The following is a 22,342-nucleotide window of genomic DNA, read 5'->3' as shown; positions in this document are numbered from 1 at the left end:
GCCGGGTGTGAGGAGTGCTCGTGATCCGCAGGTTCCGTCCGGTCGCCGTGGCGGCCCTCGCCGCGCTGCGGCACCCCCTCGACGTGGCCGACCCGTTCGCCGACGTGCTGGCCGCGACCCGGCGGCACCGGCGGCGGCACCGGTGCGGGGCCTTCGCCTACGGCGACGGCACGCTCCCGGCGACCCTCGCCGCCGCCGTCGGCGCCCGGCGGGTCGTCGAGGTGGGCACCGCGCTCGGCTACACCGCCCTGTCCATGGCGCACGCCGCGCCGGGCGCACGCGTGGAGACGGTCGAGCGGGACGGCACCCACGTGGGACTGGCCCGGCAGCAGATCGCGGACCACGGGCTCGCCGACCGGGTCGAGGTCCTGCACGGCACCGCCGAGACCGTCCTCGGCACCCTCCCGCCCGGCGCCTACGACCTCGCCTTCTTCGACGGGTTCACGCCCACCGCCGACGTCGTACGACGACTGCACGCCCTGCTGCGGCCCGGCGGGACCCTCGTCGTCGGCAACCTGATCCTCGGCCCCGAGCGCGCCGTCACCGACGACCTCGCCGATCCGGACAGGTGGCGCACCCACGCGATGGGGGAGACCGCCCTGTGCGTCAAGGCCGCCGAGGGCCCGGCGGGGCCGGTCGACGGCGCCGCTAGGCTGGGATCATGCCGTCCCCCCGCCGCACCGCCCGACAGGCCGACCTCCTGGAACGACTCGTCGCGCTGCTCACTGCGGAAGGGTTCGCGGAGCTGACCCTGGACGACCTCGCCGTCCGGCTGCGCTGCTCCAAGACCACCCTCTACCAGCTCGCGCGCAGCAAGCAGGGCCTGGTGGTGGAGGCGGTCAAGCACTACTTCCGGCAGGCGACCGAGGCGGTGGAGAAGCGCGTGGCGCAGACCGCCGACCCCTCCGACCGCGTCCGCGTCTACCTCACGGCCGTGGCCGAACAGCTGCGCCCGCTCTCCCGCCGCTTCCTCGACGACGTGGCCGCGTTCCCGCCCGCGGGCGAGGTGTACGAGGCGAACACCCGGATGGCCGCGGAGCGGGTGCGCGGTCTGATCGCCGAGGGCGTCTCCGGCGGCGCCTTCCGCGAGGTCCACACCGCCTTCGTCGGCGAGGTCGCCGCGGCCACCATGCGCCAGATCCAGCAGGGCGAGCTGAAGACCCGCACCGGGCTCTCCGACGCGGAGGCCTACGAGCAGCTCGCCTCCCTGATCGTCCACGCCGTCTCCTCCTGACCAGGAGACCAGGAGACCAGGAGACCGGCAGGCCGGGAGGCCGGGAGGTCCGCAGGCCCGGAGAAACCCGTTTCCGCACCCCGATGCGCCTGTCCGCGTGCACCCCCGAGGCGTACGCTGGATGATACGTTCGTACCGTTCTCCGTATCATTCCGTACCGGTGCCACTCCGGGGAGGTCCCGATGCCCGCCACACGCGCGCTGCCGACCGAGGAGGCCGTCGAGCTGATCCAGCTGACGCGCACCCTCGCCGCCAAGGAGCTGGCACCCCGGGTCGCCGACGCGGAGGCCGACGGGACGTTCCCGCGGGACGTCTTCCGCACCCTCGGCCGCAGCGGCCTGCTCGGACTGCCGTTCGACGAGGCGTACGGCGGCGCGGGCCAGCCGTACGAGGTGTATCTCCAGGTCATCGAGGAGGTCGCCGCCGTCTGGTCGAGCGTCGCGGTCGGGATCTCGGTGCACGCGCTCTCCTGCTTCCCGCTCGCCCGCTTCGGCACCGACGAGCAGCGCGCGCGGTGGCTCCCCGACCTGCTGGGCGGGGAACTGCTCGGCGCGTACTGCCTCTCCGAGCCGCACGCCGGGTCCGACCCGGCGGCCATGCTCACCCGCGCGGTCCGCGACGGCGACGAGTACGTCCTCAACGGCGCGAAGGCCTGGACCACGCACGGCGGGTACGCCGACTTCTACACGGTCATGGCCCGCACCTCCGACGACCGCGCCCACGGCATCTCCTGCTTCCTGGTCCCGGCCGACACGCCGGGTCTCAGCGCCGACCCGCCGGAGCGCAAGATGGGGCTGACCGGGTCGGCCACCGCCACCATGCGCCTGGACGACGTCCGGGTGCCGGCCGACCGGCGGATCGGAGAGGAGGGGCAGGGCCTGAAGATCGCGCTCGCCTCGCTGGACTGCGGCCGCCTCGGCATCTCCGCCGTCGCCACCGGCCTCGCCCAGGGCGCCCTCGACCACGCGGTGCGCTACGCGCGCGAGCGGGAGACCTTCGGCAAGCCGATCATCGAGCACCAGGGGCTGGCGTTCGTCCTCGCCGACATGGGCGCGGCGATCGAGTCGGCGCGCGCCACCGCGCTCGCCGCCGCCCGCCTCAAGGACCTGGACCTGCCCTTCACCCGCGAGGCCTCCATCGCCAAACTGGTCGCCACCGACAACGCCATGAAGGTGACGACCGACGCCGTGCAGGTGCTCGGCGGGTACGGATACACCCGTGACTTCCCCGTCGAGCGCTACATGCGCGAGGCGAAGGTCATGCAGATCTTCGAAGGAACCAATCAGATCCAGCGCATGATCATCTCCCGTGCGCTGGACCGGAACGAGGGCGGTGCGCTCACCGTCCTCGGCAAGGAGTGATGATGCAGCTCGACCACACCGCCGCCCTCGTCACCGGCGGTGCGTCCGGTCTCGGCGCCGCCACCGCGAAGGCGCTCGCCGAGTCCGGCGCCCGGGTCTTCGCCCTCGACCTCAAGGACGGCGTCGACCAGGCACCCGAGGTGCCCGGTGTCACCTACGTCGCCGCCGACGTCACCGACCCCGAGCAGGTGCGGGCCGCCGTCGCCACCGCCGCCGGATCGGGCGTGCCGCTGCGCACGGTCGTCAACTGCGCCGGCATCGGACCCTCCATGCGGATCCTCGGCAAGAAGGGCGTCCACGACCTGGCCCTGTACGCCAAGGTGATCCAGATCAACCTGGTCGGCACCTTCACCGTCCTCGCGCTCGCCTCCGAGGTCATCGCCGAGACCGAGGCCGACGAGAACGGGCAGCGCGGCGTCGTCGTCAACACCGCCTCCATCGCGGCCTACGACGGCCAGGTCGGGCAGGCCGCCTACTCCTCCTCCAAGGGCGGCGTCGTCGGCCTCACCCTGCCCGCCGCCCGCGACCTCGCCCAGTACGGCATCCGTGTGTGCACCATCGCCCCCGGCATCGTGGAGACCCCGATGCTGGCCACCGTGTCCGAGGAGTTCCGCGCCGGGCTCGCCGCGGGCGTCCCCTTCCCGCGCCGCCTCGCCCGGCCCGAGGAGTACGCCAAGCTCGTCCTCTCGATCGTCGACCACGACTACCTCAACGGCGAGACGATCCGCATGGACGGCGCGCTGCGGATGGCCCCGCGCTGAACCGGGAGTGACGGACCGTCAGCGACGGACGGCGCCCGGTGTGTCGAGCGGGGGCGCCGTCAACTCCGGACCAGGAGCTGGAAGTCGAAGGAGTAGCGGGACGCGCGGTAGATGTGCGTCCCGTACTCGACCGGACGGCCCGTGTCGTCGTACGCCGTGCGCCGCATCGTCAGCAGGGCCGCCCCCGTCCGTTCCGTCAGCAGGACCGCCTCGTCGGCCGTGGCGGAGCGGGCGCCGACGGTCTGGTGGGCGCTGTGCAGGGTGACGCCCGCCGCGCGCAGCAGCCGGTACAGGCCCGTCGACTCCAGTCGCGCGGTGTCCAGTTCCGGCAGGGTCGGGGGCAGGTAGTTGCGCAGGAACGCCACCGGCTGGCCGTGCGTGCGGCGCAGCCGCTCCAGGAGCGTCACCCCGGTGCCCTCGGGGACGCCCAGGGCGGCGGCGATCTCGGCGGTCGCGGGGACCTGCTCGTCGCGGACGACCTGGGTGGTGGGGCGCTGCCCCGCGGTCTCCAGGTCGTCGTAGAGGCTGCTGAGTTCGAGCGGTCGCCGGACCTGGCTGTGCACCACCTGGGTGCCGACGCCGCGACGGCGCACCAGCAGGCCCTTGTCGACCAGGGACTGGATGGCCTGCCGGACCGTGGGGCGGGACAGGCCGAGCCGGGTCGACAGGTCGATCTCGTTGCCCAGCAGGTTGCCGGGCGCCAGGGCCCCCTGTTCGATCGCCGCCTCCAGCTGCTGCGCCAGCTGGTGGTAGAGCGGGACCGGGCTGGCGCGGTCGAGGGCGAAGGGCAGCGTGTCCAGCGGGGAGGCGGTCGCGGCGCGGGAGCGGTCGCCGGTCTTCGGCATCGGCATCTCCTGGGGGTGGCGGGTGACGCACGTGACGCGCGGGCCGCGGGTGACGTCCGGGGGCGCGGGGTAGAGGTCGCGGGGTGGACGGGCCCTCTCAGGTGTAGAGCCGCGGGACCGCCCTGTCAATGGTTTGTTCTTACATTCGGACCTGCTTGTGAAATGATGTCTTAACAAAGTATTGACAGGGGGCGCGGCGCGGGATTGGATCGCGTCCCAACAGCGCTGACGCAGTTCCCCGACGCCTGGCAGGTCCCGGGCCCGGATTCACCCGATCGACGCCTCTCGCCGTCGTTCACCTGTCGCACAGTGAGGTGCAGGAAAGATGGACAGCTCTCCCTCCCGCTCCCGCAGAATCGCCCCGGCCGTGGCCCTGGCCGCGGCGGTCGCCCTGACCGTCGCGGGCTGCTCCAGCAGCTCCGGCGGCAAGAAGGCCGAGGAAGGAGGGGGCGGGGCCTCCGCGGGCAAGGCCACCACGCCCCGGATGACCGTCGCCCTGGTCACCCACCAGGCGCCCGGCGACACCTTCTGGGACATCGTCCGCAAGGGCGCCGAGGCGGCCGCCGCCAAGGACAACGTCAAGCTCGTCTACTCGGCCGACCCCAACGCGGGCAACCAGGCCAACCTGGTGCAGAACGCCATCGACCAGAAGGTCGACGGCATCGCCGTCACCCTCGCCAAGCCCGACGCCCTCAAGGAGGTCGTGGCCAAGGCGACGGCCGCGAAGATCCCCGTCGTCGGCCTCAACTCCGGGGTCAGCGACTGGAAGAAGCTCGGCCTCACGGAGTTCTTCGGGCAGGACGAGACCGTCGCCGGCGTGGCCCTCGGCAACCGCCTCAACACCGAGGGCGCCAAGAAGGTCGTCTGCATCGTCCAGGAACAGGGCAACATCGGCCTCACCCAGCGCTGCGACGGCGTCAAGAAGACCTTCTCCGGCACCACCGAGACCCTCTTCGTCAACGGCACCGACATGCCGTCCGTGAAGTCGACGATCTCCGCCAAGCTCAAGACGGACAGCTCCATCGACTACGTCGTCGCCCTCGGCGCCCCCTTCGCGCTGACCGCGGTGCAGTCGGTGTCGGAGACCGGCAGCAAGGCGAAGATCGCCACCTTCGACCTCAACAAGGAACTGACCGGCGCCATCCAGAAGGGCACCATCCAGTTCGCCGTCGACCAGCAGCCCTACCTCCAGGGCTACCTCGCGGTCGACTCGCTGTGGCTCTACAAGAACAACGGCAACTACATGGGCGGCGGCGAACAGCCCGTCCTGACCGGCCCGGCCTTCGTCGACAAGTCCAACGTCGAGGCCGTCGCCGCCTACGCCGCGAAGGGCACCCGGTGATGAGTACCACCCGGCAGGACGGACCGGCGGCCACCGCGCCGCCGGTCCCCGGCCCGCAGCCCGCGGACGGGCGCACCACCGCCCGCCCGCTGGCGCGCAGGCTGCTGGCCCGCCCCGAAGTGGGCGTCTTCCTCGGCGCCGCCGCCGTGTACGTGTTCTTCCTGATCGCCGCGCCCCCGGTGCGCGACGGCAGCTCGATGGCGAACATCCTGTACCAGTCCTCGACCATCGGGATCATGGCGCTGCCCGTCGCCCTGCTGATGATCGGCGGCGAGTTCGACCTGTCGGCCGGTGTCGCCGTCATCACCTCGGCGCTCACCGCCAGCATGATCAGCTACCAACTCAGCATGAACGTCTGGGTCGGTGTGATCGTCGCCCTGATCGCCTCGCTGGCGATCGGCGCGTTCAACGGCTGGATGCTGATGCGGACCGGGCTGCCCAGCTTCCTGGTCACCCTCGGCACCTTCCTGATCCTCCAGGGCGTCAACCTGGCGGTCACCAAACTGGTCACCGGGAACGTCGCCACCGACGACATCAGCGACATGGACGGCTTCTCCCAGGCCAAGAAGGTCTTCGCGTCCTCCTTCGAGGTCGGCGGCGTCCAGGTGAAGATCACCATCGTGTGGTGGCTGGTGTTCGCCGCCCTCGCCACCTGGGTGCTGCTGCGCACCAAGTACGGCAACTGGATCTTCGCCGTCGGCGGCAACAAGGACTCCGCGCGGGCGGTCGGCGTACCGGTCGCCTTCACCAAGATCTCCCTGTTCATGCTGGTCGGCTTCGGCGCCTGGTTCGTCGGCATGCACCAGCTGTTCACGTTCAACACCGTGCAGTCCGGCGAGGGCGTCGGCCAGGAACTGATCTACATCGCCGCCGCCGTCATCGGCGGCTGCCTCCTCACCGGCGGCTACGGCTCCGCGATCGGCCCCGTCTTCGGCGCCTTCATGTTCGGCATGGTGCAGCAGGGCATCGTCTACGCGGGCTGGAACCCCGACTGGTTCAAGGCCTTCCTCGGCGTGATGCTCCTCGGCGCCGTCCTCATCAATCTGTGGGTCCAGCGCACGGCGACCCGGAGGTGACCCCCGTGACGAACTCGACCGACGGCACCCATGGCGCCGTCCTCCCCGACACCCCCGCCGACCCCGGCGCGGACGGCGGGCGCCCGCTCGTCGAACTCCGCGGCGCGGGCAAGGCGTACGGCAACGTCCGCGCCCTGCACGGCGTCGACCTCGCGGTCCGGCCCGGCCGGGTCACCTGCGTGCTCGGCGACAACGGCGCGGGCAAGTCCACCCTCATCAAGATCGTCTCCGGGCTGCACCAGCACACCGAGGGCGAGTTCCTGGTGGACGGCGAGCCCGTCCGCTTCAGCACCCCGCGCGAGGCCCTCGACCGAGGCATCGCCACCGTGTACCAGGACCTCGCCACGGTGCCCCTGATGCCGGTCTGGCGGAACTTCTTCCTCGGCTCCGAACTCACCAAGGGCCCCTGGCCCGTCCGGCGGCTCGACATCGACCGGATGAAGCGGACCGCCGACGAGGAACTCCGCAACATGGGCATCGTCCTCGACGACCTCGAACAGCCCATCGGCACGCTCTCCGGCGGCCAGCGCCAGTGTGTCGCCATCGCGCGCGCCGTGCACTTCGGCGCCCGCGTCCTCATCCTCGACGAGCCCACCGCCGCCCTCGGCGTCAAGCAGTCCGGGGTGGTGCTGAAGTACATCGCCGCCGCCCGCGACCGCGGCCTCGGCGTCATCTTCATCACCCACAACCCCCACCACGCCTACATGGTCGGCGACCACTTCAGCGTGCTGCGGCTCGGCACCCTCGAACTCTCCGCCGACCGCAGCCGGGTCAGCCTGGAGGAACTCACCAACCACATGGCGGGCGGCGCCGAACTCGCCGCCCTCAAGCACGAGTTGTCGCAGGTGCGCGGAGTGGACACCGGGGGCCTCCCGGAGGAGGCCGACCTCGGTGCGGCGTCCGCTCCGGGCGGCGACGGCACGGCGGGCGGCACGACGGGGGTCAAGAAGGCACCGTAGGAACCGGGTTCGGCCCTCGGCCGGACACCTGAGCGCGGCCCGCGGGGATCTGCTCCCGGCGGGCCGCTCCTTCGTGCGCGTACGGAGCCGGGGGCGGCCGGAGCCGCCCCCGGCCGGGTCACCCGGCGCGGACCTCCGCGACCGTCACCGGCCGGTGCTCACGCAGCGACAGCGTGCAGGCCTCCGCGATCCAGCCCGCCTCCAGGGCGTCCTCCACCGTGCAGGGCGAGGTGCGGGTACCGGCCACCACCTCGGTGAACGCGGTGAGTTCGGCGCGGTAGGCGGCGGTGAAGCGGTCCATGAAGAAGTCGTGCGGGGTGCCCGCCGGGAACGTCACCCCCGGCTCCACCGAGCGCAGCGGCAACTGGTCCTCCAGGCCCACCGCGATGGAGTCCCGGAAGCCGTGGATCTCCATACGGACGTCGTAACCGCGTCCGTTGTGGCGGGAGTTGGACACCACCGCGAGGGTGCCGTCGTCCAGGACGAGGACCGCGCCGACCGTGTCGGCGTCGCCCGCCTCCCGGATGTACTCGGCCCCCCGGTTGCCGCCCGCCGCGTACACCTCGGCCACCTCGCGGCCGGTCACCCAGCGGATGATGTCGAAGTCGTGCACCGAGCAGTCCCGGAAGATGCCGCCCGAGGCGGCGACGTACGCGGCGGGCGGCGGCGCCGGGTCCAGCGTCGTCGACCGTACGGTGTGCAGGGTGCCCAGCTCGCCCGAGGCGACCGCCGCCCGCGCGGCGACGAACCCGGTGTCGAAACGCCGGTTGTAGCCGATCTGGATCGGCACCCCCGCGTCCCGTACCGCCGCCAGCACGGCCAGGCCCTCCGGCATGGTGCGGGCGACGGGCTTCTCGCAGAACACGGGGACGCCCGCCGCGACCGCGGCCCGGATCAGCTCCGGGTGGGCGTCGGTCGCCGCGGCGATCACCACCCCGTCCACCCCGGCGGCGAGCACCGCCTCGGGCGAGTCGGCGACCTCGGCGCCGAACCGCTCGGCGGCGGCCTTCGCGGCCTCCGCGAACGGGTCGGCGACGACGAGCGACCCGACGGCGTCGAGTCCGGAAAGGGTCTCGGCGTGGAACGCGCCGATACGGCCGAGGCCGAGGATGCCGATACGCATGGGGTGCAGCTCCTTGAGGTCGTACGGGGATGAGCGGGAGGGCTTGCGCGGAGAACGGGAGGTCAGTCGAGGGCGCCGAGGACGTTCTGGTCCCAGTCGATCACCGAGCCGGTGACCACCCCGGACCGGTCGGACAGCAGGAACACCACGAAGTCGGCGATCTCGTCCGGCTGCCCGAGCCGCCCCATCGGCAGCCGGGCCGCCGCCTGGTCGCGCCAGTCGTCCCCGGCGCCGTGGAAGGCCCGCTGGGTGGCGTCCTCGCCCTCGGTCGCCGTCCAGCCGATGTTCAGGCCGTTGATCCGGACCCGGTCGAAGCGGTGGGCGTGCGCCGCGTTGCGGGTCAGGCCGATCAGCCCGGCCTTGGCGGCGACGTACGGCGCCAGGAACGGCTGCCCGCCGTGGGCCGAACTGGTGATGACGTTGACGACCGTGCCCGGCGCGCCCCGGCCCGTCATGTCGGCCACCGCGGCCTGCATGGCGAAGAACGGCGCCCTCAGGTTGATCGCGATGTGCCGGTCGAACAGCTCGGGCGTGGTGTCGAGGAGCGTGCCCCGGTCGGTCAGCCCGGCGGAGTTCACCAGACAGTCCACCCGGCCGTACACCGCCACCGTCCGGGCCACGGAGTCCCGTGCCTGCTCGGCGTCGGCGAGATCGGCCCGGACGAACACGGCCGTGCCGCCCGCCGCCGTCAGCTCCGCCACCAGCGCCTCGCCCGGCTCCGCACGGCGGCCGGTCACCGCCACGGCCGCGCCCGCGCGGACCGCGGCCCGCGCGACGGCCGCGCCGACGCCCTGGCTGCCGCCGTTGACGAGGACGACCTTGTCGTCGAGAAGTCCCATGTGTCGCCTGTCCTCTTCCTGTTCTCCGCCGACTTCCTGTTCTCCGCCGGCGCCGGTCGGCCCGGTCGCCGGCCGGCCCGCCCGTCTCGGTGCGGGACGGTCAGCTCGCGCGCCGTTCGGCGCCCGCCCGCAGGGCCTCGCGCAGCGCCGACGGCGTCCACGCCTCGCGCAGCGCCCGCCGTACGGTGTCGGCCTGCGCGGGCGGGGCGAGGCCGTCGACCGGCGGGTCGCTGTCGAGGTTGGTGGGGAACGGGTAGCCCTCGGCGCTCGCCGCGACCACCCGGTCCAGCCAGGCCGGGTCCGCGCCGTCGGCGGCCCGCCGCAGCAGCACCGGGTACACGGCGTTCGCCACCGCCTCCCGGTCGACGGTCTCCATCGCCCGCCCGAACGCGGAGGACACCTGGAGCAGATTGGCCGTGCGCCGGACGCCGGCCGAGCGGTTGGCGCCCGCCGCGTGGAACAGCGCCGGGTTGAAGAACGCGGCGTCGCCCTTGGCCAGGGGGAGTTGGACGTGCCGCTCCTCGAAGTACGCCCGGAACTCCGGCCGCCGCCAGGCGAGGTAGCCGGGCCCGTACTTCTGCGAGTGCGGCAGGTACAGCGTCGGGCCCGACTCCACCGGCATGTCGCAGTGCGCGACCGCGCCCTGGAGCGTGAGCACGGGGGAGAGGCGGTGCACGTGCGCCGGATAGGCGGCCGCGGCCTCGTCGGAGAGGAAACCGAGGTGGTAGTCGCGGTGCGCGGTCTGCGCGGATCCGCCCGGATTGACCACGTTCACCTGCGAGGTCACCTGGTAGCCGGGGCCCAGCCAGGCCGTCGACACCAGGGCGAGCAGATCGTTGGCGTAGTAGTCCGCGAACGCCTCGGGGTCGTGGAGGGCCGCCTTCTCCAGGGCGTTCCACACCCGGTCGTTGGCGCCCGGCGGAGCGAAGTGGTCGCCCGCCGTCGCACCGGCCCTCCGCTGCTCCGCGATCAGCGCCTCGAAGACGGCGGTCATCCGGTCGACGACCGCCGGGTCCGGGTAGGCGCCCCGCAGGACGACGACGCCGGGGCCGTCGGTCAGGGCGCGGACCAGCTCGGCGCGGACCTCCCACGGGTCGGCGGCCCGCAGCCGGTCGCCGTCGTACAGCAGGACGCCCGCCTCGACGGCGGTGGCGTGCGGGAAGCCGGAGAGACCCGGAAGTCCGGGCAGGCCCGAGCCGTCCGCCGGGCGCTCCACGAGGTCCCGGAAGGCGGCGAGATCGCAGTCGCGCCCGGTGTAGCGGGCGGCGGGCAGGGGGGCGGGGACCGCGGAGGCGGAGGCGGAGGCAGAGGCGGTGGGGGTGGCGGGGGCCGCGGGGGTGGCGGAGGTCGAGGACATCGTCGTCCCTTCGGTGACTGAGGCCGTACGGCTCCGACGGGGCCGGTGGTTCTGCCATTCTTGTCAGTACAAACCCGTCGAACAACCAGCAGCGATCCATCAAAAACCCCTCAACGACAGCCCCGGCCCGACCGGGGACGACCCTTCAGGAGCGCGCGGTGGGCCACCCCTTCCCGATCCGTGAGATCGCACGTCAGGCGGGCCTCAGCGAGGCCACCGTGGACCGTGTCCTCAACGGCCGCGGCGGGGTGCGCGCCTCCACCGAGCAGGAGGTGCGGCGGGCCATCGCCGACCTCGACCGGCAGCGCACCCAGGTCCGCCTCGTCGGCCGTACCTTCATGATCGACGTCGTCGCGCAGGCCCCCGAACGGTTCACCACCGCCGTCCGGGCCGCCCTGGAGGCCGAACTGCCCTCCCTGCGTCCGGCGGTGCTGCGCTCCCGGTTCCACTTCCGCGAGACCGGCCCGGCCGCCGAGCTGACGGCCGTCCTGGACCGGATCGCCCGGCGCGGCTCCCAGGGCGTCCTGCTGAAGGCGCCGGACGTCCCCGAGGTCACCGCGGCCGTCGGCCGCCTCGTCGCGGCCGGCATCCCGGTCGTCACCCTCGTCACCGACCTCCCCGCCAGCGCCCGCCTCGGCTACGTCGGCATCGACGACCGCGCCGCCGGGGCCACCGCCGCCTACCTCATGGGCCAGTGGCTGGGCGACCGGCCCGGCAACGTCCTCACCAGCCTGAGCAGCGGCTTCTTCCGCAACGAGGAGGAGCGCGAGATGGGCTTCCGGGGCGCCATGCGGGCCCGGCAGCCGGGGCGCGCCCTCGTCGAGATCGCCGAGGGCCAGGGCCTCGACGCCACCCAGTACGACCTGGTCCGCGCCGCCCTCGTCCGCGACCCGGAGATCCGCGCCGTTTACTCCATCGGCGGCGGCAACATCGCCACCCTCCGCGCCTTCGAGGACCTCGGCCGCCCCTGCGAGGTGTTCGTCGCCCACGACCTCGACCACGACAACACCCGCCTGCTGCGCGAGCACCGCCTCTCCGCCGTCCTCCACCACGACCTGCGGCAGGATCTGCGCGAGGCCTGCCACGTGGTGATGCGGGCGCACGGCGCGCTGCCGCCCGCCGGACCGGTGCTGCCGTCCGCGATCCAGGTCGTCACGCCGTACAACATGCCTACGGCGGTGGTGGGTTGAGCCGCGGGTACGTGCGTCCGGGGCGCCCGGCGGTCGGCCGGTCTCAGTCGGCCGGGGTGACCCAGCGGCCCTCGCGGGCGGAGACGGTCATCGCGTCCAGGACGGCGGCGGCCCGGACCGCGTCCGCGACGGTCGCGCCGTACGGCTTCCCCTCCTCGATCGACCGCAGGAAGCGGTACGCCTCGATGACCTTGAGGTCGTCGTAGCCCATCGCGTTGGCCGCGCCGGGCTGGAAGGCGCCGAACTCGCCCGCGCCGGGGCCGACATGGACCGTGCTGACCGGCTGGTCCTGGTACGTCGTCCCGCGGCTCACCGCCAGCTCGTTCATACGCCGGAAGTCCCAGGAGACCGCGCCGCGCGTGCCGTGCACCTCGAAGCCGTAGCTGTTCTGCTCGCCGACCGCGACACGGCTCGCCTCCAGGACGCCGCGCGCGCCGGAGGCGAAACGCAGGAGGCAGCTGACGTAGTCCTCGTTCTCGACCGGGCCGAGGACACCGCCGGTGGCCAGGGTGTGGCCTTCCGTGGCGCCGGACGGGCGGGCCCGCTCGGGCACGAACACGGCCGTGTCGGCGCTGAGCCGGGTGATCTCGCCGAGCAGGAACCGGGCCAGGTCCACGCCGTGCGAGGCCAGGTCGCCGAGGACCCCGCTGCCGCCGCGCGCCCGCTCGTACCGCCAGGTCAGCGCGCCGTCCGGATGGGCCGCGTAGTCGCTGAACAGACGGACGCGGACGTGGGTGACGGTGCCGAGGTCCCCGGCGGCGATCAGGTCGCGGGCGGCCTCGACGGCGGGCGCGTTGCGGTAGTTGAAGCCGACGGCGCTCCGCACGTCCGCCGCGGCGACCGCGTCCGCGACCGCGCGGGCGTCCTGCGCGGTCAGTCCGACCGGCTTCTCGATCCACAGGTGCTTGCCCGCCGCGGCCATGGCCACGCCGATCTCGCGGTGCAGGAAGTTCGGCGCGGTGACGCTCACCGCGCCGATCCGGGGATCGGCCGCCACCTCCCGCCAGTCGCGGGCCGCCGAGGCGAAGCCGTACCGTGCGGCGGCCTCCTCGGCGCGGCCGGGCACCTCCTCGACCACGGTCACCAGCTCCGGCCGCAGCCCGAGCCGCGGGTAGTGGTGGCGGACCCGCGCGTACGCCTGGGTGTGCACCCGGCCCATCCAGCCGAACCCGATCACGGCGACACCCAGCGACGCATCACTCACGGCAGCAGCCCTCCGGCCCCGATCCATGTCCTGTCATTCTGTCCAGGTCACCTTTGGGCGCGGAGGGCGCGGCTGTCAAGGTCCGGGGCGGCGCGGTGCCGGGGCGGCGGGACGGGCAAGGAGGGGGAGGCCGGGCGCACGGTGCCGGGGGCTGTCGTCACAGGTTGATGGCGTACGCCTTCCGCAGGGTCTCGTGGACCGTCCACGTCGTCCGGTCGCCCTCGCGCAGGACGGCCAGGTCGCCGGGGCCGACGGTGAGGGTGGCGCCGCCCTCGACCTCGATGGTCGCGGAGCCGCTGATCACCACGAAGAGTTCGTCGGCCTCGGTGTCGGTGACGACGCCCGGCGTGATCTGCCAGATGCCGCGGATCTGCTTGCCGTCCGGCGACTCCCACACCACCTTCCCGGTCACCTCGGGCGTGCCGGAGACGATCTGCGCCGGGTCGAGCGGCTCGGGCACGAGGTCGGCGTCGGGGATGTGGAGCGCGAAGCTGTGGGTCATGCGGCGACCCTAGCGAGCGGGGGGCCGGGGCCGGTGTCGACACTGTGTGCGCTATCCGGGGGCGGAGGGGGACACTCCGTCGGGGTACGGGTCTCCCCCTCCGGCGGACCGCCCACGCCTACTGTCTCCGGGGCCGGGCCGGGCCGGGCCGGGTCCGGGGCCGGGGGGCGGCCGGGCGGTCGTCGGGGGTCAGTCGCGGCGGGCGACCACCCGGTACGCGTTCGACAACCGGAGGCGGTGCGACAGCGGCCGGACCGCGAACCGGTCCAGCAGGGTCGCCACGACCAGCACCGGCACCCCCGCGAGCAGCACGGCCGCCCGGCCCGCGCGCCGGGCCGCGCCCGGCCGTCCGGGCAGCCACGGCGCGTCGTCGCGGGGCGCCGCATGGTCCAGCGCCAGCCATACGGCGGCCAGCAGGTCGACCGGGTCGTGCGGTTCGGCGTGCTGCTCCGCGACCACCGTGAAGCCCAGGTCGGCCAGGCGGCGCCGCAGGTTGGCCACCGGTACGAAGTGCAGGTGCTGCGGCTGGAGCCAGGGCAGCCACCAGCGGCCCAGCAGCCGCGCGTACCGGCTCTCCGGGTCCGGCACCTCGATCAGCAGATGCCCGCCGGGGCGCACCGCCTCGCGCGCGGCCCGCAGTTCACGGTCGGGGTCGGTGCTGTGCTCCAGGTAGTGGAACATGCTCACCACGTCGTAGCGGGCGGCCAGTTCGGGCGCGAGGTCGGGGAAGCTGCCCCGGTAGCCGTGCGCCACCCGCCCCTCGCGCGCGGCGAGTTCGACGCCGTCGGTGAAGTCCAGGCCGTCGAACTCGGTGTCCGGCAGCACCTCGCGGGCGGCGGCGCAGAAGTGGCCGTGCCCGGTGCCCACGTCCAGCCAGGACTTGGGCCCCGGGTCGTGCGGCAGCATCGACTCCGCCCGCCCCCGGTACATCCGGGTCCGCCCGCCGAAGGTGTCCCCGAGCTTCTTCTCGCCGAGCCCGTCGTAGAAGTCCCGGTAGTAGAACTCCAGCCCGTCCGGGCTGAGTCGGGGGTTCTGGAAGGTGTGCCCGCAGTCCCGGCAGCCGTCGAGGACGAACCGGCCCGGCTTGTGCTGGAGGAGGTCCGTGGTGCGCAGCCGGGTGGTGAGCCGGTCCGAGCCGCACCAGGGGCAGTCGGTGCGCCGGGGCTCGAAGAAGCGGTCGGTCCCGGCCGCCAGGTCGGCGAGGTAGCCGGGCCGCAGCGCCGCGATCCGCTCGGGGGACGTGCTCTCGTCGCTCATGACAACTCCCTGGCCAGTAGGTCGAGTCGGTCCGCCGCGGCCACCGCGCCCCCGGCCGCGCGCAGCGCCGACCGGATGCGGGCCGCCGCCGCGCGATGGGCGGGATCGTCGAGTACGGCGTCCAGGGCGGCGCCCAGCCGGTCGGCCGTCACGCGGCCGAACCGCACCCGTATCCCGGCGCCGGAGTCCGCGACCTGCCCCGCCACCACGGGCTGGTCGTCGCGGATCGGCGCCACCACCAGCGGGACGCCGTGCCACAGCGCCTCGCACACGGTGTTGTGCCCGGCGTGCGACACCACCGCCGACGCCCGCTCCAGGAGGGCGAGTTGGGGGACGTGGGGGAGGACGAGGAGGTCCTTGTCGGCGGCGGCCCGTACGGCGGGGGTGGAGGGTGCGGAGGGTACGGCGGGTGCGCCCGGTGCGACGGGCGTCGCGTCGGGGCGGGCCGCGCCGGGGCTTGCGTCGCTGCCGGTGCCGGTGCCCGTGTTGGTTCCGGCGTCGGTACCGGTCGGGCGCGCGGTCCCGGTGCCGAGGATGCCGCCCGGATCGACGATCACCCCCTGCACCCGGTCGGCCCGCTCCCGCAGCGCCCGCGCGCACACGTCGAGGAACCGGCCGCCCACATCGGTGTTGGCGGTGCCGAGCGACACCAGGACGGTGGCGCGGTCCGGGTCCAGCCACTCCCAGGGGAAGTCCGAGCCCGCCGGGCGGGACACCACGGACGGCCCCACCCAGTGCACGCCCTGCGCCTCGCCCGCCAGCTCGGGGACGCTGAAGGCGAGGACGAGCAGCGGCGAGAACCGGGGGTCGGCGGTGCCCGCCGGGTCCCCGATCGCGTCCCGCAGCTCCCGCAGCCGCTCTGCCACCCACTCCCGCACCTTCGGCAGCCCGGAGAGGGGGTCGGTGAACTCCGCCGAGGTGCTCGCCGAGGTCACCCACGGCACCCCCAGCCGCTCCGCGACCAGCGCGCCCGCGAACGCCTGCTGGTCGGCGACCACGACGTCGGGCCGGAACGCGTCGACCGCCGCCCGTACGCCCGGCGCCATCGCCTCGGCCAGCGGCAGCAGGAACCACTCCCACAGGAACCGCAGCGCCTCGGGCCCGCGCAGCTCCGGCGGCCGCTCGCCCTCGGGGGCCCCGGCGCACACGAACACGTCGGCGCCCTCGCCCGCGAGCCTGCGCACCAGCGCCGGATCGGGGCATGCCCACGCCACCCGGTGGCCGCGCGCGGCGAGTTCGGCGGCGACGCCCACCACCGGGTTGATGTGCCCGGTCAACGGCGGTACGACGAACAGGAACCGGCTCACCGGACCCCGGCCCCCGCCGCACCGGCCGCCCGCACCAGCGCCAGCAGATGCTCACCCACCGCCGGGGCCGCCTCCACCAGCACCGAGTGCTCGTGTCCCGGCAGCACCACGGTCCGGCAGTCCGGCAGCGCCGCCTCCAGCCACGGCGCGAGGTCCGCGAGGTCGGAGTCCCCGCCGTACACCCCGAGCACCGGGCAGCGCACGGACGCGATCTGATCCGCTGTCAGGACCCGGCTGGCGGGGATGTCCCGGCCGAGCGCCGTCTCGCGGGCGAGGCGGGCCGCGCCCTTCGCGAGACGGGCGGTGTTGTGGCCGCGGTGTGCGGAGATCCAGGCGAGCGCGTCGGACTCGTTGTACGCCAGCTCTGTCACCACCCGCTCCAGGATGCCGCCGAGCTTCACCGCCCAGGCGGCGGTGGCCGGTTCGGACTCGATCAGGGTGAGGCTCGCGGCCCGCTCCGGATGGCGGGCCGCGAAGCCGAACGCGACCGTCCCGCCGAAGGAGTTGCCCACCAGATGCACCGGACCGCCGACCTGGAGCCGGTCGAGCAGCGCCTCCAGGTCGTCGACGTGGTGGTCCACCGTGTAGCCCTCGGACGGGCGTTCGCTGCGGCCGTGACCGCGCAGGTCGTACATGACGACGTCGAGTCCGGCCGCCGCGAGCGCGGGCGCCACCGTGAAGTAGTAGCTGGCCAGGCTGTCGGTGAGCAGGCCGTGCACCAGCACCACGGTGCCGGTGGGCTGCTGCCCGTCGCGGGGGCCGAGCCGCTGGACGTGCAACCGGACGGTGCCGGTGTCGAGCATCGCCACCGTCAGCTCCCCTCCGCGGCCTTGAGGCTCGTCACGACGTACTCGACGAGCCGCCCCACGGTCAGTTCGATGATCTCGTCGAACTCCATCCCGGCCAGGAACTCGGCGAAGTTGACCCGGTCGCCGTACCGCTCCTGGAGCAGTCCGGCCAGGGTCACCAGGTCGATGCTCTCCAGCTCCAGATCGCGGTTGAAGGTGGTCGTCATGCCGATCTCGACGTCGTCGAGGCCGTACTCGTCCTCCAGCAGCCGGGCCAGCAGGCCGGTGATGTCGGCGAGGACCGCCGCCGTGCCGGCGGCCTCCCCGGTGAACTCCCCGGTGATCTCCTCGCTGGGGGACGGGGTGGCGGACGCGGTGGGCGTGACGGGGGTGTGGGGGGTCATCGGTCGGTCTCCTTCGCTGGGTCGGGTCCGGTCGTCCAGGCGACGACGTAGGCGCGGTCCGGCAGGCGGGGCGGGTTGGCGGCGGGGGCGCAGCGCACGGTGTAGGCGCGTTCGAGACGGCCCGAGACGGTCAGCCGGTCACCGGCCGGGTCGGCGTCGAGGACGGTGAAGTCCCGTGGCCGGCCGCCGAATCCGGTGCCCTCCGCCTTCGCGACCGCCTCCTTCGCCGCCCAGAACCGGGTGAACCACAGCGCCTCCGTCGCCCCGGCGTCCTGCGCGGATCGGGAGCGCAGCAGGCGGAGTTCGGTCTCGCCGAGGGCGGCCGCCAGGGTCTCCGGGGTGCGCTCGGTGACCTCCTCGATGTCGATGCCGGGCCCGGGGCCGGGCGTGTGCGGGCGGACGATCGCGACGCCCGCCTCCGCGCAGTGCGCCAGCGACACGTCCAGCCGGGGCAGCACCCGGCCGTGCACCCCGGTGACGTACGGGCGGCCCGAGTCGTCGTTGTGGACGCGGAGTTCGGCCGGGAAGACGGGGCCCTCGCCCTGGTCCCACAGCCACTGCCGCACGGCGTCCTTGACGGCGATCCGGCCCAGCAGCCACTGGCGGCGCCCGCGCGGCGCGTGCTCGGCGTACCGCGAACGCTCCGGCCCGCCCAGCGCGTTGCGCATGATCAGCTCGCGCGAGGCGAGATCGGGCCACCGCTCGTGCAGCAACGACCAGCCGCCCGGCTGCCGTTCGGAGAGCGTGTTCAGTTCCGGGAAGCGCTCCACGGGACGGGTCTGCGGGTCGTTGTCGAAGCGCCGGTCCTGCCAGCCGTTCAGCTCCGCCCAGACCGTGCCGTCGACGGTGAGCTGGACGTCGGCCTCCAGGAAGGTGTCGGTGAGCGCGGTGACCCGCACCACGCACGCCACCTCGGTGCCGGGCGCCGGATGCGGCCCGTAGAACCGCATCTCCCGCATCCCGACCGGGAAGACGACTGTCCGCTCGGTGCGGGTCGCCATGATCCAGTAGCCGAGGAGCTGGCCCACGTTGTCGAGCAGCGCGCCCGGCGCGGCCGGGGTGGTGATCACGCCCCGCACGTGCCGGTCGCCGAGCGCGGTGAGCGCGGTCACGCCTTGGTAGGCGGGGCCGTGGAACATCCAGCGCTCGGAGTAGAGCCGGTCGGCCGTGTGCGCCGGGACCTGCTCGTCGTCGGGGGCGACGGCGGGCCAGGGGGCGGGTGCGGGCGGTGCGGCGGGGGCGAGTTCGACCGTGGCGCGGGCGCGCGGGCCGAACGAGACCGCGAACCGGTCCGCGCCCTCGGGGACGATCGTGACCGCCACGTCCACCGCCGGGGTCGCGGTCAGCCACTCCTCGAACCGTGCCCCGTGCACGGCGACCGGCACCCGGCCGGGCGCCGCCTCCCGCGCGAGGTCCACGATGTGCTGCACGATCGTCGTCGCCGGGACCACCGGCCACCGGTCGTGCACGTCCGGCCACCCCGGCCGCTGCGGGAAGAAGCAGTGGTCGAGGAGGTGCGGCATGGTGTCCGGCGAGACACGGACCGTGGTGCGCAGGGGCGTGGGCGGCGGGGCGGGGGGCGCGGGGACGGTCGTCGGCACGGGTGCGGGGGCCGGTACCGGCACCGGCGGGCGGTGGGCGGGGGACGGTGCCGTCAGCAGAGCGGCGGCCGTGTCGGCGGTGTCCTGGAGCAGGGCGCTGAGTTCTGCGGCCACCGAGGACCGGGGGACGAGCGCGTCCAGCGCGCCGAGGGCGCCGACGGCGCCCGGAAGAGCGGCATGGGCGGGGCTGCCCGGCGGACCGGGCGGCACGGGATGCGCGCGCGCCGGGTCGGGGCCCGCCGCCGTCGACCCGACCCTCAACTCCGCCCGCAGCTCGGCCAGTCGGTCGGGCGCGAGGCTCACCAGCGCGCCCCCCAGGTCGAGCGGGACGGGCGGCCGGGACGAGGACAGGCGTGAGGACGCGCGTGCCGACGAAAGCGATGGTGAGGAGGCGCGTGCGGGCGAGAGCGACGGTGAGGACGCTCGTACGGTTGTGGCCGGTGCCGTGGGCCGGGGCAGGGCCGGGGCCACCGCCGCGCCCGCGGTCCACAGGGCCGTCGCCACCCGACGAAGCTGGTCGAGGCCGTCCCGGTGCGGGGAGTTGGCGGCGACCACCAGATGGTCGTGGCCGCCGAGGGTGTCCCCGACGAGCGAGCCGAGCTGCCCCGGACCCACCTGCACGAACACCCGGTGCCCGGCCCTGTGCAGGGCCTGGGCGAGTTGCCGGAACCGCACGGGTTCCAGCAGGTGACGGACGAACAGGGCCCGGACCGCGGCCTCTTCGGCGGGGAACGGCGCCGCGGTGGTGCCCGACCAGACGGGGGTGTGCGGACGATGGAGGCGGAACCGGGCGGCGGCCTCCTTGATCGGGCCGAGGTGCGGCTCCAGCATCGGCGTGTGGAACCCCGAGCGGAACGGCAGCACTTGGCTGAGCACCCCCTGGGCGCGGAACGACCGGACGAAGGCGTCCACCGCCGCGTCCGGGCCGCACACCATGGACTGGCCGGGCGCGTTGTCGTGTGACAGCACCAGGCCCGCGTCCGTCCCGCCGGGCTCGCGCAGCGCGGCCAGCACCCGGTCGGCGGGTGCGCCGATCGCGCCGAAGGCGAGGCCGGGCACGGTCACGCTGTCCGGGTCGAAGTCCGCCATGAAGGCGTCCACCTCGTCCCCCGCGTAGAGCCCGCCCGCCGCCATGGCGGTCCACTCGCCCAGGCTGTGCCCGGCGACCGCGTCGGGCACGATCCCGCTCCGCCGCAGGGCGGTGTCCAGCAGCCGGGCCACCGCCACGACCCCCAGACCGTGCCGCCCCAGGTCGTCGGCCCGGTCGTCCGCGACCGCCGGGCGGGGCAGCCCGAAGTGGTCGGCCACGTCGTCGACGCGAGGTGTGAACTCGCCCTCCAGGCCCGGGAAGAGGAACGCCAGCCCGCCGCCGCCGTCACCCCCGAGCAGGGGGCCGGGCCGGAACCACACGTCGCTGCGGCCGTGCCAGGGGCGGCCCTTGGCCACCGCCCGGCGGGCCAGCGCCAGCCGCTTCGCCGTCGGACCGACGATGCCGAGCCGGACCGGCCCCGCCGCCGGGTGCGGCCGGTCGGGCGCGAGCCCGGCGGCCCGTACGGCGGTGTCGTCGCCGTCGAGCAGGGCGGCGAGCGCGTCCGGTGTCCCGGCGGCCAGCAGCAGCACGGCCTCGGGCTCGGTGACGTCGGCCGCCGCGACAGGGGCGGACGCGGGTCCGGGTGTGGCTGTCGTCGTACGGGCCGCGGGGACGGCGTTCCGTGACCCGGCGGCCGGGGCCGCAACGGGGGCCGTCGGTGCGCCGGTCGGGGCCCCGGGGGGCTGTTCCAGGACCACGTGGGCGTTGATCCCGCCGAACCCGAAGGCGTTGACCGCCGCCCGCCGCACCGGCTGTCCGGCGGTCGTCTCCCAGGGGGCCGCCTTCTCCAGGGTGCGGAAGCGGGTGCGGGCCAGCGCGGGGTGCGGGTCGTCGCAGTGCAGCGTCGGCAGGAGCGTGCCGTGGTGGACGGCGAGGGCCGCCTTCACCAGCCCCGCCACCCCGGCGGCGGGCATGGTGTGCCCGATCATCGACTTCACCGAGCCGATGACGGCGTCCCCGGCCGCCCCGTCCACGGGTCCGAACACCTCGGCCAGAGTGGTGAGTTCGGCGCCGTCCCCGGCCGGGGTGGCGGTGCCGTGCGCCTCCAGCAGCCCCACCGAACCGGGCGCCGCCGGATCCAGACCGGCGGCCCGCCACGCCTGCCGTACCGCCTGGGCCTGGCCGCCCGGGTCGGGGTTGACCAGCCCGGCCGCCCGGCCGTCGCTCGCCACCCCGGTGCCCCGGATCACGGCGTACACGCGGTCGCCGTCGCGCTCGGCGTCGGCCAGCCGCTTCAGCACGACCACCCCCGTGCCCTCGCCGATGAGGATGCCGTCGGCGTCCCGGTGGAAGGGCCGGATGCGCTGGCTCGGGGAGAGCGCCCGCAGTTGCGAGAAGACGCTCCACAGCGTGATGTCGTGGCAGTGGTGCACCCCGCCCGCGAGCATCAGGTCGCAGCGCCCGCCCGCGAGTTCGTTCACCGCCTGGTCCACGGCGACCAACGACGAGGCGCAGGCCGCGTCCACCGTGTACGCCGGGCCGCGCAGGTCCAGCCGGTTGGCGACCCGGGAGGCCGCCAGGTTCGGCACCAGCCCGATCGCCGACTCCGGACTGTCCGGACCCAGCCGCTCGGTGAACGCCTCGCGCACCGAGCCGAGTTGCGCTTCGGTCAGGTCGGGCAGCAGCTCGCCCAGCGTGCGCACGAGCTGGCCCGCCGTCCGCACCCGCTGGTCCAGGCGGACCAGACCGGGCGTCAGATAGCCGCCCCGGCCCAGCACGACGCCCACCCGCCCCCGGTCGGGCAGACGGTCCGTGCCGCCCGCGTCGTCCAGGGCTGCGGCGGCCACGTGCAGCGCGATCAACTGGTCGGGCTCGGTCCCGGCCACCGAGTGCGGCATGATCCCGAACCGGGTCACCTCCACCTCGGCCAGCCCGTCCACGAACCCGCCGCGCCGCGCGTAGACCCGGTCGGCGACGGCCGGTCCGGCCGCACTGCCCGGCCGGTAGTAGTCCGCGTCCCAGCGGCCGTCCGGCACCTCACCGACGGCGTCCACGCCGTCCCGCAGATTCCGCCAGTACGCGTCCAGATCCGGGGCACCGGGCAGCAGCACCGCCATCCCGACGATGGCGACCGGCACCTGACGGGGCGTCACCGTCACGGG

General features: G+C 74.3%; 19 protein-coding genes. 8 read left to right on the top strand and 11 right to left on the bottom strand.

Annotation, left to right across the window (positions count from 1 at the left end):
- The first annotated feature begins 20 nt into the window (after positions 1 to 20).
- From ACIQPQ_RS15435 to ACIQPQ_RS15420, 4 genes are all read left to right on the top strand, one after another.
- Entirely contained in the window at positions 21 to 749 is a 729-nt protein-coding gene (locus ACIQPQ_RS15435) for an O-methyltransferase (RefSeq protein WP_401303878.1), read from the top strand.
- Positions 662 to 1,234 carry a TetR/AcrR family transcriptional regulator gene (locus tag ACIQPQ_RS15430; protein ID WP_401303875.1) on the top strand — a complete coding sequence of 191 codons (573 nt, stop codon included), beginning with the start codon at positions 662 to 664 and terminating at the stop codon, positions 1,232 to 1,234. Before ACIQPQ_RS15435 ends, ACIQPQ_RS15430 begins: the two co-directional genes overlap by 88 nt.
- A gap of 182 nt (positions 1,235 to 1,416) precedes the next feature.
- Positions 1,417 to 2,595, top strand: coding sequence for an acyl-CoA dehydrogenase family protein (locus ACIQPQ_RS15425; RefSeq protein WP_401303873.1), 1,179 nt, complete (start codon positions 1,417 to 1,419; stop codon positions 2,593 to 2,595).
- A gap of 2 nt (positions 2,596 to 2,597) precedes the next feature.
- The gene (locus ACIQPQ_RS15420; protein ID WP_401303870.1) at positions 2,598 to 3,356 is read left to right on the top strand and encodes an SDR family NAD(P)-dependent oxidoreductase; all 759 of its coding nucleotides are present in this window, start codon (positions 2,598 to 2,600) and stop codon (positions 3,354 to 3,356) included.
- A 59-nt stretch (positions 3,357 to 3,415) separates the two neighbouring features.
- Here the strand turns inward: ACIQPQ_RS15420 and ACIQPQ_RS15415 are convergent, their stop codons facing one another.
- Positions 3,416 to 4,201, bottom strand: a complete 786-nt coding sequence (locus tag ACIQPQ_RS15415) for a GntR family transcriptional regulator (protein ID WP_401303868.1) — start codon at positions 4,199 to 4,201, stop codon at positions 3,416 to 3,418.
- A gap of 325 nt (positions 4,202 to 4,526) precedes the next feature.
- Between ACIQPQ_RS15415 and ACIQPQ_RS15410 the strand changes: the two genes are divergently transcribed.
- Genes ACIQPQ_RS15410 through ACIQPQ_RS15400 form a run of 3 tightly spaced genes read left to right on the top strand, consistent with a single transcriptional unit; the run spans position 4,527 to position 7,578 of the window.
- Complete coding sequence (locus tag ACIQPQ_RS15410; protein WP_383766395.1) at positions 4,527 to 5,543, top strand: sugar ABC transporter substrate-binding protein; 1,017 nt, start codon at positions 4,527 to 4,529, stop codon at positions 5,541 to 5,543.
- A complete protein-coding gene (locus ACIQPQ_RS15405; protein ID WP_401303865.1) occupies positions 5,543 to 6,619 on the top strand; it encodes an ABC transporter permease in 1,077 nt (358 codons plus the stop codon). Before ACIQPQ_RS15410 ends, ACIQPQ_RS15405 begins: the two co-directional genes overlap by 1 nt.
- 5 nt (positions 6,620 to 6,624) lie before the next feature.
- Positions 6,625 to 7,578, top strand: coding sequence for an ATP-binding cassette domain-containing protein (locus tag ACIQPQ_RS15400; protein ID WP_383766389.1), 954 nt, complete (start codon positions 6,625 to 6,627; stop codon positions 7,576 to 7,578).
- Positions 7,579 to 7,696: 118 nt separating this feature from the next.
- Here the strand turns inward: ACIQPQ_RS15400 and ACIQPQ_RS15395 are convergent, their stop codons facing one another.
- From ACIQPQ_RS15395 to ACIQPQ_RS15385, 3 genes are all read right to left on the bottom strand, one after another.
- A complete protein-coding gene (locus ACIQPQ_RS15395; RefSeq protein ID WP_401303862.1) occupies positions 7,697 to 8,701 on the bottom strand; it encodes a Gfo/Idh/MocA family oxidoreductase in 1,005 nt (334 codons plus the stop codon).
- A gap of 62 nt (positions 8,702 to 8,763) precedes the next feature.
- Positions 8,764 to 9,540, bottom strand: a complete 777-nt coding sequence (locus tag ACIQPQ_RS15390; protein WP_401303860.1) for an SDR family oxidoreductase — start codon at positions 9,538 to 9,540, stop codon at positions 8,764 to 8,766.
- A 100-nt stretch (positions 9,541 to 9,640) separates the two neighbouring features.
- Complete coding sequence (locus ACIQPQ_RS15385; protein WP_401303857.1) at positions 9,641 to 10,897, bottom strand: phytanoyl-CoA dioxygenase family protein; 1,257 nt, start codon at positions 10,895 to 10,897, stop codon at positions 9,641 to 9,643.
- Between the two features lie 158 nt (positions 10,898 to 11,055).
- Between ACIQPQ_RS15385 and ACIQPQ_RS15380 the strand changes: the two genes are divergently transcribed.
- Entirely contained in the window at positions 11,056 to 12,087 is a 1,032-nt protein-coding gene (locus ACIQPQ_RS15380; RefSeq protein WP_401303854.1) for a LacI family DNA-binding transcriptional regulator, read from the top strand.
- Positions 12,088 to 12,130: 43 nt separating this feature from the next.
- On the opposite strand, the gene ACIQPQ_RS15375 is transcribed toward ACIQPQ_RS15380, so the two are convergent.
- From ACIQPQ_RS15375 to ACIQPQ_RS15345, 7 genes are all read right to left on the bottom strand, one after another.
- On the bottom strand, positions 12,131 to 13,291 hold the full coding sequence (locus ACIQPQ_RS15375; RefSeq protein WP_401303851.1) for a Gfo/Idh/MocA family protein: 1,161 nt from the start codon (positions 13,289 to 13,291) through the stop codon (positions 12,131 to 12,133).
- A 157-nt stretch (positions 13,292 to 13,448) separates the two neighbouring features.
- Positions 13,449 to 13,793: a cupin domain-containing protein gene (locus ACIQPQ_RS15370; RefSeq protein WP_401303848.1), complete on the bottom strand. Its 345-nt coding sequence runs from the start codon at positions 13,791 to 13,793 to the stop codon at positions 13,449 to 13,451.
- 189 nt (positions 13,794 to 13,982) lie between these two features.
- Positions 13,983 to 15,050, bottom strand: a complete 1,068-nt coding sequence (locus ACIQPQ_RS15365; protein WP_401303846.1) for a class I SAM-dependent methyltransferase — start codon at positions 15,048 to 15,050, stop codon at positions 13,983 to 13,985.
- On the bottom strand, positions 15,047 to 16,357 hold the full coding sequence (locus ACIQPQ_RS15360; RefSeq protein ID WP_401303844.1) for a nucleotide disphospho-sugar-binding domain-containing protein: 1,311 nt from the start codon (positions 16,355 to 16,357) through the stop codon (positions 15,047 to 15,049). Before ACIQPQ_RS15360 ends, ACIQPQ_RS15365 begins: the two co-directional genes overlap by 4 nt.
- Entirely contained in the window at positions 16,354 to 17,160 is an 807-nt protein-coding gene (locus ACIQPQ_RS15355; protein WP_401304530.1) for an alpha/beta fold hydrolase, read from the bottom strand. The genes ACIQPQ_RS15360 and ACIQPQ_RS15355 overlap by 4 nt, the downstream gene beginning before the upstream one ends.
- Positions 17,161 to 17,168: 8 nt before the next feature.
- Positions 17,169 to 17,489, bottom strand: a complete 321-nt coding sequence (locus ACIQPQ_RS15350) for an acyl carrier protein (protein ID WP_401304528.1) — start codon at positions 17,487 to 17,489, stop codon at positions 17,169 to 17,171.
- A 56-nt stretch (positions 17,490 to 17,545) separates the two neighbouring features.
- The gene (locus tag ACIQPQ_RS15345) at positions 17,546 to 22,297 is read right to left on the bottom strand and encodes a beta-ketoacyl synthase N-terminal-like domain-containing protein (protein ID WP_401304526.1); all 4,752 of its coding nucleotides are present in this window, start codon (positions 22,295 to 22,297) and stop codon (positions 17,546 to 17,548) included.
- Positions 22,298 to 22,342: the final 45 nt, after the last annotated feature.

Source organism: Streptomyces sp. NPDC091281 (genome assembly GCF_044757425.1).
Classification (GTDB): domain Bacteria; phylum Actinomycetota; class Actinomycetes; order Streptomycetales; family Streptomycetaceae; genus Streptomyces.
This window is presented reverse-complemented; position numbering and strand designations above follow the sequence as displayed.